General features: G+C 56.5%; 8 protein-coding genes. 2 read left to right on the top strand and 6 right to left on the bottom strand.

Annotated features, from left to right (window positions below; all coding sequences use genetic code 11):
• Positions 1 to 73 precede the first annotated feature (73 nt).
• A complete protein-coding gene (locus EKL30_RS06315) occupies positions 74 to 748 on the top strand; it encodes a Crp/Fnr family transcriptional regulator (protein ID WP_126706338.1) in 675 nt (224 codons plus the stop codon).
• An 855-nt stretch (positions 749 to 1,603) separates the two neighbouring features.
• On the opposite strand, the gene EKL30_RS06310 is transcribed toward EKL30_RS06315, so the two are convergent.
• From EKL30_RS06310 to EKL30_RS06300, 3 genes are read right to left on the bottom strand one after another with little or no spacing between them, the layout of a single operon-like run.
• Entirely contained in the window at positions 1,604 to 2,899 is a 1,296-nt protein-coding gene (locus EKL30_RS06310; protein ID WP_126706337.1) for a sulfate adenylyltransferase subunit 1, read from the bottom strand.
• On the bottom strand, positions 2,899 to 3,807 hold the full coding sequence (gene cysD, locus EKL30_RS06305; RefSeq protein ID WP_126706336.1) for a sulfate adenylyltransferase subunit CysD: 909 nt from the start codon (positions 3,805 to 3,807) through the stop codon (positions 2,899 to 2,901). The genes EKL30_RS06310 and cysD overlap by 1 nt, the downstream gene beginning before the upstream one ends.
• 4 nt (positions 3,808 to 3,811) lie before the next feature.
• Complete coding sequence (locus tag EKL30_RS06300; protein ID WP_370246228.1) at positions 3,812 to 4,546, bottom strand: phosphoadenylyl-sulfate reductase; 735 nt, start codon at positions 4,544 to 4,546, stop codon at positions 3,812 to 3,814.
• Between the two features lie 362 nt (positions 4,547 to 4,908).
• On the opposite strand from EKL30_RS06300, the gene EKL30_RS06295 reads away from it, so the two are divergent.
• Complete coding sequence (locus EKL30_RS06295; RefSeq protein ID WP_126706335.1) at positions 4,909 to 6,198, top strand: Glu/Leu/Phe/Val dehydrogenase; 1,290 nt, start codon at positions 4,909 to 4,911, stop codon at positions 6,196 to 6,198.
• Here the strand turns inward: EKL30_RS06295 and treY are convergent.
• From treY to treZ, 3 genes are read right to left on the bottom strand one after another with little or no spacing between them, the layout of a single operon-like run.
• The gene (treY, locus tag EKL30_RS06290) at positions 6,195 to 8,861 is read right to left on the bottom strand and encodes a malto-oligosyltrehalose synthase (protein WP_126706334.1); all 2,667 of its coding nucleotides are present in this window, start codon (positions 8,859 to 8,861) and stop codon (positions 6,195 to 6,197) included. The genes EKL30_RS06295 and treY overlap by 4 nt on opposite strands.
• Complete coding sequence (gene malQ / locus EKL30_RS06285; RefSeq protein ID WP_126706333.1) at positions 8,858 to 11,086, bottom strand: 4-alpha-glucanotransferase; 2,229 nt, start codon at positions 11,084 to 11,086, stop codon at positions 8,858 to 8,860. The genes treY and malQ overlap by 4 nt, the downstream gene beginning before the upstream one ends.
• The gene (gene treZ / locus EKL30_RS06280; protein ID WP_233582859.1) at positions 11,083 to 12,945 is read right to left on the bottom strand and encodes a malto-oligosyltrehalose trehalohydrolase; all 1,863 of its coding nucleotides are present in this window, start codon (positions 12,943 to 12,945) and stop codon (positions 11,083 to 11,085) included. Before treZ ends, malQ begins: the two co-directional genes overlap by 4 nt.
• Positions 12,946 to 12,952 lie beyond the last annotated feature (7 nt).

Genomic DNA, 12,952 nt, shown 5'->3' with positions numbered 1-12,952 from the left:
GTAAAGGTATAGCCTTGCATAACGTTCAACTGTCACGAATATGACATTCCAGCTTTTTCTAGGGTAATTCCTCATGAACCTGAAATACTCCCTGCAAGATGCCGCGGCATGGTTCGAGCTGTTGACGCCCGATCAGAAAGAGCGGGTACAACGAGACATTTCGGTGGCGCAGTACCCGGCCGCGGCGATGATCGAGCGCAAGGGCGAAAAGGCCTATGCGTGGATCGGTGTTCTGAACGGGCTGGTGAAAGTATCGGTGGGCACTTCTGATGGAAAGCTGGCTTCATTGACCGGTGTGCCATCTGGCGGCTGGATCGGCGAAGGCTCGTTGCTGAAAAGTGAGGCGCGTAAATACGATATCGTTGCCTTGCGGGAATCGGCTATCGCGCGATTGCCGGCGAAGACGTTCGATTTTCTACTGGATAGCAGTATTCCGTTCAACCGCTATTTGCTGCATCAGTTGAATGAGCGGGTGGCTCAATTTATAGGCAAAGCGGAGTACGACCGTCTGTTAGCCCCTGACGCACGGGTAGCGCGCTGCCTTGCTGAGTTGTTTAATCCGCTGCTGTACCCGGGGAAAAGCATGCGTCTGGATATTACCCAGGAAGAAATAGGCTACCTCGCCCGAATTTCGCGCCAGCGTACGAATCAGGCTTTACGTACGCTGGAGGAGGCAAATTTATTAAAGATCGAGTACGGGGCGGTGGAGGTTCTGGATCTGGAAGGTTTGAAGCAGTACGTTGTATGACTTTATCTGTTCAACGCGCCCGAGTTACGCCTGATTATGCTACGGGTCTGCGGATTTTGATATCAGGGTAGTTCTGGGGGTACCAGATTTTTGAGCCTATTGGGAAGCTAAGCCGGTACAGGGGGCCAGGAAGGGTCTGGCTCAAGATCGCTTCGGTCCAGCTTCGCCGGACTTCCCGGCCAATCGATCTGGCTCGGGGCGGGCCAGAACTCGCCATCGCCAGGCCTGAGGGCCTGTGCTTCTGGCTCAAACATGCTGGCCCTTTTTTCCCCGATCCAGACCGCTAGTCCGGCTCGCTCAACCTTTCGCCAAACCCTTCCTGGCCCCCTGCACCTGATAGCCCGATATATTGGGCGGCTGCTATAGCCTCATGCGGACGCGATATGGCCACTTTGGATATCATGTGTGGCATTAGACGCGCGATGTCGATACCTGGCTCTCAATACGCGACGCTGGCCCTCCAATCACACAGTCAGACCAACGGTTCGTTCTAACCTCTTCCAAATACCGGTATGCAGAGGTGTCTGGGGGCAGGGCTGGGCCGGCGAAGTATGCGCGCGCCGTGGCAGCGGTTCGGATCAGGGAGGCACGGCCGCGCCTGTTTGACCAGCACGCTTGCAGTCGGTCCAGTGGACCGACTGCGCTGGGAGTTCGCGGCCGCCCTGATCCGAATTGATGTCACGGTTGGCCCGGCACGGGACCGCGAAGCATTGAGCCGGTCCGGCCCTGCCCCCAGACACCGCTTCAGAACACGGGAAGACCACCAATCGAAGTGCCAGCCAGAACCAAGCAGTTCCCCTAGTGCACCAGCGTCACTTAAGGATTTGGAAAAATCTCAGCGAAGCGAAATCGCTCTTACCGCACCATTCCTGCGGCTGCAGTCTGGTTCGTCGCCGCGTCGATCAAAATGAACGCACCTGTAACGGTATGCTCGGTATAAGCGTCCAAGGCCAGCAAATCTCGCGACAACAACGTCACGTGACCGATATCGTTCATGTTTAGAACGCCGCTCGCCTCAACATACTGCAGCTCGTGAATATCGCGCCGTGAATGCACCGCCTTGATCTTTACTTGAGTAACTCTTGTCCCCTGCTTCAGCCAATACTGACGCAGCGGATTAAGGGCTTGCTGGTCCAGCCAGCAAAGTTCTGCTTCGAATTCCCGGGTTACTCGAAGATTGGCACCGGACTGGACAATAAGATCGCCGCGCGACACATCGATATCGCGATCCAGCACCACCACCACGCTATCGCCTGCAACCACGGAATCCACATCGCGATCGAACTGCACCAACCGAGCCACCTTCGCCGTCTCGCCCGCGGGCAGCACCTTGACCTCATCGCCGACACTCAGGCGGCCACCCGCCAGTCGCCCGGCATAGCCGCGGAAATCATTAACATTATGCCCGCCATGCCGTATGACCCACTGAACAAAAAACCGCGAAGCACCGGCGTCTTCCACCGTAACGGTAGGCAGCCCTTCCAGCAGCGTCAATAAGGGCGGGCCAGCGTACCAAGGGGTATGGGCAGAGCGCTCCACCACGTTGTCGCCCTTCAAGGCCGACATCGGAACGATATGGAACTCGCGGATTCCCAGTTTATCGGCGAGCGCCGCGTACGCAACGTGTATTTCCTCGAATACTTTGGGATCCCAAGCAACCAGATCCATCTTGTTCACCGCCACCACAATATGCTTGAGGCCAAGCAAGTGCGCCAGTGCGCTATGGCGCTTGGTTTGAGTCAGAAGCTGGCCATCGTGCACTCGGCTCGCATCGATCAGGATAATGGCCACTTCAGCCGTCGATGCGCCGGTGACCATATTGCGGGTGTATTGCTCGTGCCCAGGCGCATCCGCCACAATGAACTTCCGCAACGGCGTCGCAAAGTAACGATACGCGACATCAATGGTTATGCCCTGTTCACGCTCGGCTTCCAGGCCGTCGGTCAATAAAGACAGATCTATTTCGCTTGCGGCGACACGCTTGTACTTTGAGCGCTCAATTGACGCAAGTTGATCAGCGAATACGCCCTTGCTGTCATACAGCAAGCGCCCAATCAGGGTGGACTTGCCATCGTCGACCGATCCGGCGGTAATCAGACGCAGCACGCCGGTGTCAGCGGCCGAAGTCCAGGAATCATTGATTGCGTTCATCAGAAATACCCTTGCTTTTTCCGGCGCTCCATAGAAGCCTCGGAGGTTTGATCATCCATGCGGGTAGCACCGCGTTCAGTGATCGTCGAGATTGACGTCTCGGCGATAATCGCCTCAGGGCTATTCGCTAGCGATTCCACGGGGCAGGTGCATGAAATGTCGCCTACGGTGCGAAAACGAACGGTGACGGTTTCGGGCGACTCGTCACCCTTTGGTGGAGTGATCGGCGTCACGGGAACCAACAAGCCATTGCGCCTTAGTACTTGACGTTCATGCGCGTAGTAAATCGAAGGCAGGTCGAGCTTCTCGCGTGCGATATATTGCCAAACATCAAGCTCGGTCCAGTTCGAGATCGGAAAGACCCGCATGTTTTCACCTGGGTGCACTTTGGTGTTGAACAGATTCCAAAGCTCTGGACGCTGGGCCTTAGGGTCCCACTGGCCAAACTCGTTTCTGAACGAAAACACACGCTCTTTGGCCCGCGCTTTTTCCTCGTCGCGCCGCGCTCCACCAATGCAGGCGTCGAAACCAAGTTCTTCGATGGCTTCCAGAAGCGTTGTCGCTTGAGCAGCATTGCGCGAATCCGTTTCCCGCCGCAGTACCACGCTACCCCTGGCAATTGAGTCTTCTACCTTGCGGACAATTAATTTTTCTCCGAGTTTGCCGACGTGCCGGTCACGGAACTCGATGACTTCATCAAAGTTATGTCCGGTGTCGATGTGCATCAGCGGGAAAGGAAAGCCCGCTGGTCGAAATGCCTTCTCAGCCAGACGAAGCAGTACGACGGAATCTTTACCGCCTGAAAACAGAAGCACGGGCCGTTCGCATTCGGCAGCCACTTCGCGCAATATATAAATGGCCTCGGACTCCAACCAGTCCAAGTGCGTACGTGCATAGACTTGACCCATATTCTTACCCTTTCGATTCCTGAAGATTGCCGGCGTGCAAGCCGCACTCCTTCGATGATTTCTGTTCCCACCACCATCGGCCCGCGCGCAAATCCTCGCCTGCCCGAATTGCCCGGGTACAGGGCTCGCAACCGATTGATGGGTAGCCTTCATCGTGCAGGGGGTTATAGGGAATATCGAGCGCTCGCACCACAGACCACACCTGGCTTTCTGACCAGGCCGCCAGAGGGTTGTACTTCTGCAAGCCGAACACGGTGTCATATTCAGCATCTGCAAGCTCGCTGCGCGTAAGCGATTGCTCGCGTCGTTGTCCGGTTAGCCATGCCGAGTGACCTGCCAATGCACGACGCAGCGGTTCTACCTTGCGCAAGAAACAGCATGCTTTGCGCAGTTCGACACTTTCGTAAAATCCGAATTGGCCATGCTTGGTCACATGCTCGCTTACAGCCGCCTGATCAGGGCGCACGATTTCGACGGAAACGTCATAGCGTGCCTTGATCACGTCGACCATGTTTACGGTTTCGGGATGCAGGCGGCCTGTATCCAACGTAAATATATGAATCGGGAGCCTTGATTCGAATATTGCGTGCGAGAGAAGCATGTCTTCCACGCCGAACGAAGACGCGAACACGGCGTCGGGATGTTGATGGCTGATGTGTTGCAACCGTTCCTGTAACACGGCCCACAATTGTTGCGTGTCAGGATCAACAGAAGCTGAAGAAGAAAAAATAAGGTTCACGTCATACCCGTACGAGCTTAAGCCCTTGGCAAGGCTTGCTTTGCGCTGCTTGAACTCATTGGCGCTTTCGGCCGAGCTGTTCAGCTGACCGGACTAAAGGTGTAGTGTGGGCTCGAAGTGCGGACGTGGGAACGAACAAATAGTAGGGTATTTATATTGTTTAGCTATTTAGACTATTTCGCGGCGAGCCTCGCGCAGACTACGTTGCCATAAGCACTGCCACACCCGCAAAACGGTGTCCCCATTTAATTTTGTGGGAGAACAATTGGGGACGTAGTAAGCTTGCGGCACCTAAAATACAAATACCCGCCTTGTCGCGGGCTTTACAATTCGCTTCATTAATAACGATTGAGGTCGTAATCATGTCAGAACACCCTACGCATTCACTACCTTCTTACCTTGACTCACACGAGCTAGGGCCGTGGGGCGTATACCTTGAGCAGGTGGAGCGGGTCACGCCCTACCTGGGCAAATTGAGCAAATGGGTCGAAACCCTGAAACGTCCTAAACGTTCCTTGATCGTGGATGTTCCGGTCGAACTAGACAATGGCACAATTGCCCACTTCGAGGGCTATAGGGTGCAGCACAATACCTCTCGCGGTCCCGGCAAGGGCGGGGTCCGCTTCCATCAGGATGTCACGCTTTCCGAGGTTATGGCGCTGGCGGCCTGGATGTCGGTCAAGACGGCAGCCATCAATCTACCCTTCGGTGGCGCTAAAGGCGGCATCCGAATTGACCCACGCAAATACTCCAAGAGCGAGCTCGAGCGCATCACACGCCGCTACACCAGCGAAATCGGGGTCATCATAGGGCCTCACAGAGATATTCCTGCACCAGACGTCAATACCAATGCGCAGACCATGGCCTGGATGATGGATACCTATTCCATGAATCATGGCGCCACCACCACAGGCGTGGTCACAGGCAAGCCAGTGTCACTGGGCGGGAGCCTGGGGCGCGTCGAAGCTACCGGTCGCGGAGTCTACGTGGTGGGTTGCGAAGCAGCGCGCGAAAAAGGAATACCCATCGAGGGCGCACGGGTCATTATCCAAGGTTTCGGCAATGTGGGCGGCACAGCGGCACGCTTATTCTATGAAGCGGGCGCCAAGGTAATCGCCGTCCAGGACCATACTGGCTGCGTACACAATTCCAACGGATTGTCGGTTCTCGACCTCTTGCAGCATGTCGAAGAGCATGGTGGTGTAGCAGGGGCGTCTAACGCCGATAGCCTGTCATCCGCAGAATTCTGGGCACTGGAAACCGAGCTCTTGATTCCAGCGGCACTGGAAAGCCAAATCAACGAAAAAAATGCGAATTCAGTAAGGGCAAAAATCGTCATCGAAGGGGCGAACGGACCAACCACCCCTGAAGCCGACGACATCCTTACTTCGAACGGCACACTTATCGTGCCCGACGTGCTGGCCAATGCCGGCGGCGTGACGGTCAGTTACTTTGAATGGGTTCAGGACTTCTCCAGCTACTACTGGACCGAGCCGGAAATCAACCATCGTCTCGAAGCCATGATGCGTAGCGCGTATACATCCGTTGCCGCGGTAGCCAGCGAACATCAAGTAACGCAGCGCACCGCTGCGTTCATCACTGCCTGCACTCGCATCTTGGAATCAAGGGAAGTTCGGGGCCTGTACCCTTAACCGGGCACCAGCACCGCCACCGGCAGTTCAGCAAACACATCTGCCATGCGCAGCAGTCCATCTGAGGGGCACCGAATGTCGGTGCCCCTCAGTGCATCGTGCAGCTGCGCGCCGATATACCGACGCGGCAATACGACGCCGGTATTCCCCCAGAACAATGGATCTATCAGTGGAATTCCTTGGGTGTGATGACTGGACACCCCGGCATAGCATAAGCGGGGCACAAGAATAAACACACCGCGATCCTGCCAGGTGCGCAAGAAAGCTAATACATGATTGCTCCGCAGCCCGAGCACCGGCAAAGCGAAATAATCGCCCAGCGCGAATACGTCGATCTGATCGCGACGCAATTCTAATCCCCGGGAGACAACGGCCTGTTTGATATGACCGTTTTTCCAGTTGGCCACTAATGACGCGATGCTCTCATCGGCGTCGAGCGCCGCAACACGGGCCGCATAGTCCACCGGGCGCCGATTATCGGGATCGACAAGGCTGAAGTCCCAAAAGTCCGTGCCTTGATAAAAGTCGGGCACACCTGGGATGGCGATGCGAAGTACCGTTTGCGCCAGGCTGTTCACGGCTCCGGCCGGAGCGATTTGCCGCACGAATCCTGCGATATCCCTCGCAAGCTCATGGCAGGCCCCTCCTGGAAGCAAACCGTAGACGAAATCATTGCTGGCCTCCTCATAGGGCAAATTGGGTTCGAACCAGCTGGAACTGACTTTCGCTTCGCGCAAGGCTTTGGTTTGCCACTGCACGATCCGGTCGGCATAATTTTGCATGCCGTCGCTATTGTCAACGGATAAGTCCAGCGGCCAGGCGCCGACTAGCGTCTGGAAAAGCATATAGCGTTCACCGGCCTGCGCTGCAGTGATGGCTGGGGAAATTGGCAAGGGCCATTGCATCCAGCGCTGACTGAATGCTGTCCATAGGTACGGAATCTCGCTCAGTACGGCAAGCCGGGCCCGAACGTCTTCGCCGCGTTTATGGTCGTGCGTAGCTGTCGCCAGCATGGACCGCGGCGCCCAGGAGGCGCGCCAAAGATTACGATTATGAAAGGTCTCGGGCGTTATCGCCAAGACACTCGGATCAGAGCCCACCTCGTTACGCGAGATTAAACGCCCATAGCGATAAAAAACGGTATCTTCCAATGACTTGGCTGCCAGCGGTGGCGTCAGCTGCTGAAAACGCCGTATCGCTTCGCCCTGCCACTGCGAAGCCGAATTCGCCGTAGCAACATCTGTCACGACTCGCTCTCCACCCAACCACTGCTGCAACAACCCACATAGCACGGCATCGCTGCCGCTATCGCGATCCAGCCTGGTACGAACTTCCGCCATGACGCGGTCCAGGCAGAGGGCGTCCGCTTCGTGCCGGCCACTTACGCCTGCGTAGGTGCGATACACGGGAAACAAGATCAGGATCTTGTCGAGTACCCGGGCGATCGCCTCGCGCGTCCAGTCCCTGGTTGACGGGTTGACTCCGGCCAATTGTGAAAGAGCCTGTAGTAGGCCTTCGCGTTCGGCGACGAAATGACGTTGCAACATTAAACTACGGGCGTCATGGACAAGCGCCCTGGGCTGACGAAGGTCGCCGGTCAATGCCTCCCAATGTTCGGTCATGGCTGCCTCGGCGGCAGGGTCGTGCAACACCGCGGCCGCTTGGTCCATAAAATCGTAGCCGCTGGTGCCATCCACCCGCCAGCGATCATCCAGTGTTTCACCTTCAGCAAGAATTTTCTCGACCAGCAGCCATGGCTCGTTATCGCGAAGTGGGCCAGGGCGCAGGCCAGCAACCTTTTTTAGTGCTTCATATAACTGACTGCAATAGGCGATGGGTTCCGCGAGGCCATCGACATGATCAATACGCAGACCGTCTACCAGCCCTTCTGAAAAAAGACGTAGCGGCAAGGCATGTACAGCATCAAAAACCTCCTGCCGCTCTACCTTGACGCCGATAAGTTCACTGACTTCAAAAAAACGCCGCCAATTGATGCTGTCCGCAGCACAGCGCCACCATGTCAGCCGATAGTGCTGGCGCTCCAGCAATTCGTGCATACGACACTGTCCTTCGGGACTCGTGCTGTCGTGTTGGGCGAGCACTTCTGGAGGGTTCATGCCCTCGGTCGACAAGGAATCAGGCGCAACTGGAAAACGCGTACCGCAAGCATCAATCTGAAATGCCTGGCTTGCGTCGTCGAAGTACAGCTGCAGTTCGCCTCTGGCCAAACTGTGACCGTAATGGTCAGCCAGAAACGGAGCCAGCACCTTGCCAGCCAGGCCGGGCCGTGTCGATTGCCAGTCGATGTCGAACCATGATGCGTACGCGCTGTCCCTGCCGTTCTGCAGGACATCCCACCACCATGCATTGTCGGCGTGGGTAGCCATATGGTTAGGCACAATGTCAAGAATGATACCCATGCCGCGGGCGCGTAAGCCTTGGGCAAGCGCCCTCAACGCTGACTCACCCCCCAGTTCCGGGCTGACAATGGAATGATCGACAACATCGTACCCATGCATCGAGCCGGGTCTGGCCCGGGAGATCGGTGAGGTGTAAAAGTGACTGATCCCTAGTTTGGCGTAATAGGGTATTTGATCGCATGCGTCGTGCAAGGTGAAGCCGGCATGCAACTGCAAACGGGCCGTAGAGCACAGACTGCTCATGGTTTTCTCCGGGCACTTTGAATTGCCGCGACAGCCTGCCTTGCTCTCTGGTCGGTAAAGATCTCTTCGACACCGACAGGAAGACATTGAGTCCAGTTTGGATGTGTCACATCGGACCCGCTTTCGCTGCCAGGAAGATTAGGCTGGTCAATGGCTTGCAGCAGATCCTCTAGCGAAACCGCCAGCAGCGGCGCCGGGGTGCGGGCGACGAAGGAAAATATGGCATCACGCGGCGCCATGTCGGGTGGATCCGCCTCCCCCTCGGGAACGCATCCAGCTTCTTCCAATGCATGCCAAAGAGCCTTCTTGTCGTGCTGCCGTTCCTGCAGTTGCTGCGCGAACTCATCATCTGAAAGTTGCCCAAGGCGCCGGCGCCACTCCAGATCGCGGCCTGCCCACCATCCATGAATAGTGGGCAGGTCGTGAGTTGAGGGAGTTGCCATCGCGTAAGGCGACCATTGCGACGGGTCTACAAAAGGAGCCCTGGTTGGTGGGTCGATAGGCTTGGGCTCGGACTCAAGCTCGGCACCGGATTCGATATCGGGCGCCCGCGCAACTTGCGGGGCACGTTCGAACCAAAGCACGCTCATACCCAGGATTCCAGTGCGTTCGAGCTGCTCGTTGAAGCCCTCCGGCACAGTCCCCAAATTTTCGCCAACCACTATCGCCCTGTGGCGCCATGCTTCCAGAGCAATCAGCCGCAGCATATCGTTGAGAGGATATCGCAGGTAGACCCCATCGGAGGCCTCCGCCTCCGGGGGAATTAGCCACATGCGAGCCAGCCCCAGGATGTGGTCAATACGCACGCCGCCCGCGTGGGCGAGCGCGGCGCGTAGCGTCTCAATGAACGCCGAATAGCCGTTCTGATGCAAAGCCCGTGGAGAAAAGGCTGTCAATCCCCAGTTTTGGCCTTGGGGCTGATAAAGATCGGGCGGCGCACCAACCGACACTCCCCCCAGCATCTCCCCTTGCCTGCTCCAGGCATGGCTGCCACGCGGATCCGTACCGATCGCAAGGTCAGTGATCAGACCGGCCGACATGCCTGCGGCTCGAGCCCCACGCTGCGCATGCCGCAACCCGGCGTCCGCCAGCCACTGCAAAAACACATGAAAACTCACGTCTTCTTCATGTGCTGCCGCATAGGCCTTAACCGCAGTACCGCGAGGATCATGCAGCTCGGCTGGCCATTGCTGCCAGCCACATGACGGCCCGAGTTCGTCGCGATAATGATGATGCAAGGCTTCGTAGCATGCATGGCTTTCCAGTGCGTCGCCGCCTCGCCCCCGGAATTCTTCAAACTTATTAACCGTGTCGGCATGACTTTGTCGGCGAAAATCGTTAAATAAGGCTCGTAATAACCTTAAACGGCGTGGCACCACGCTCGTCCAGTCCACTCGCGCCGATCCAGCCGACGCCGCGTCATCAGAGGCATTGGATATCTGTGCAGCGGCGCGCCGGACGGCGTCTTCACCGAGGACAACAGAAGGTTCGATATACGCGACATTTAGGAACAAACGGCTTGATGGCGAATAAGGGCTGTAGCGTTGCGGGTCCGCGGTGAACATCGCGTGCACCGGGCTTATTGCCAGCGCGCTGGCGCCAGCGCGACCTGCGTGACGTGCCAAAGCGGTAAGGGTAGCGAAGTCGCCACCCTTTTCCCATCCGGGCCAGACAGACGCTGCCGTGCCCACGGCGGATGGCAAAGCAAGTCTTGATATGTCGTGGTCCGAACGGTATAGGCTATATACCTGTGCCGACACGCCCCACGCGCCCTGTCGCCGGTCTAATGAGGGACAACGCGGGGGGGCCACGGCAAGTGTCAATTGCCGATCGCCGATGGCCAATCGGTGGTATCCGATCTGGTCAATTCCTCGGATGCTCACCTTGCCAGATCCTGCCGCCCTTGCCCTGCCGATATACTGCTTGCCGCTTTCCAGCGTCAAGGTGTATATCGGCGAACCGATATAGGAGAAGGTCGGTGCCTGATTCACATTCACGACAAGCATGCCGCCTGTGTCCAACAGAGCTTCGTGGTCCAGGCGCCTATGGCTTTCGGCAAGTTGCGCACTGCTGTCGCAAGGTAGATCAAGAATATTGAGCATGCTGCGCAACACTGATTCTTCTACGTCGTGCGTCTCCCCATACACGTCTTGCCAAACCGGTACAAGTCCGACTTTCTCGGCCAACTGCAACAAACTCTGGCTAGTGCGTACGGACCCAATCACTGAACCTCCTTTCGATCGATGCCATTAACCGACTTTGTCAGGATGGCGGTTGTACTGGCCGAGGCCAGGGAACCGTTCAGCTGATTGCCCGAGCGTGGTTTGCTCTGAAAGATCACGTCTTCCGCTATAAATGTGACGTCTGGCGGCAGTACGATATTTTGCGGGGAGAAGTTGCAGTAAAGGCTCAGTAGACTGCCATCGCCCAATCGCCACCGCGCTACCACGCATAGAGGAGCCAGGATCTGCACGGAATCGCTGCGTGCTGCCGCAAGATTCGGCGTAATGAATTGATGACGCAGCCGAAGCAAACCACCATACCAACTGCGCCATTGGGATGCCTGTCGGTTTTGGGTATCGGTCTTTACCTTTGAATGATCCCAGGTTTTCTTGTCGTTGGGATCGGGGATTCGCTCGCGCGCCTGAGGATCAGAGAATTCGTCAAAACCGGCAAACTCTTTGCGCCGCCCCTCTCGCACCGCCTGTGCGAGTTCCGGATTCGTGAAACTGGTGAAGTACAAAAACGGCGACTTTGCACCAACTTCTTCCCCCATGAATAACAAAGGAATATGAGGAGTCAGCAGTTGCAAGGCAACGGCGGCATGCAAGGCGTCTGGATTCGAGCGGCACAAAGAGATCAGGCGCTCGCCCATTGCGCGATTGCCTATTTGGTCATGATTCTGCAGGAAAAACACAAAAGCGCAAGGCGGCAGATCCGCGCTAGGCTCACCCCGGGCGGCGCCGCCTCGCCACGGATTCGGCTCGCCCTGATACACAAAACCTTCTGACAAGACACGTGCCAGCTTGCCCGTTGGGTCGTCCTGATAAGACGTGTAGTAGCCTTGCGTTTCACCGGTAAGGATGTGATGGAGTACATGGTGAGCATCGTCGTTCCACTGAGCGTTGAATCCCTGACGCATCAAGCTCGCTGCGTTATTGTCATTCTCGAGCACCAGGTGGATATGTCGCTCCGGTTCTATGTGCTCCCGCACAAAGTTAGCCATTTCGGGCAACCAGTCAGGTTCTGAAATGGCATGAACTGCATCGAGCCGGAGTCCGTCGAATCGATACTCGCGCAACCAATATAAGGCGTTTTCGGCAAAAAATTGGCGGACAGGAACTTTACGAAAATCTATCGCTGGGCCCCAGGGAGTTTGCAAGTCATCACGAAAGAAATCCGGTGCATACGACGAGAGACAATTTCCGTCTGGTCCAAAATGGTTATAGACAACATCCAGGAAGACCATAAGGCCCATGCCATGGGCTGTATCGATCAATAACTTCAGTTCGTCGGGAGTGCCGTAAGCCCAATCGGGAGCATAAGGCAGCACCCCGTCGTAGCCCCAATTGCGCGTCCCAGGAAAATCGGCAAGGGGCATTAATTCGATAGCGGTGATGCCAAGGTCGGCCAGATCAGCTAGTTTTTCCTGAACACCACGAAAACCGCCGGTCAAACCGACATGTATTTCATATAGCACCGTCTCTGTCCAAGGGCGTCCACGCCATTCGGTATTGAGCCAAGCATAGGTGCACGGCCCCACTACTACGCTTGCGTCGTGTACGTCGCCATCTTGGAGACGTGACGCAGGATCGGGAATCTTTTGGTCAGGACCAGTGCGATACCAGTAACGCGAGCCCGGCGCACACACGCGGTGCAACTCGTAAAAACCATTCCCGACGGCGTCCATGGCTTCAGGCGCGGTCCCTTCCAGTTCCAGTTCGACTTGCGAAGCGCCAGGTGCCCAGAGTCGAAATCTGACTTGGCCATCCGCCTGCCGTACCGCACCAAAGGAATAATTAAATTCTTGGCTGACGGGAGGACGTGTCACGTGCCTGGACACATCAGAACGTACATTTCGCACCTTATTC

This window comes from Candidimonas sp. SYP-B2681 (assembly GCF_003971065.1).
GTDB lineage: Bacteria > Pseudomonadota > Gammaproteobacteria > Burkholderiales > Burkholderiaceae_B > Pollutimonas.
Note: the sequence above shows the minus strand (reverse complement) of the source record. Positions and strands in the feature narration are given on the sequence as shown.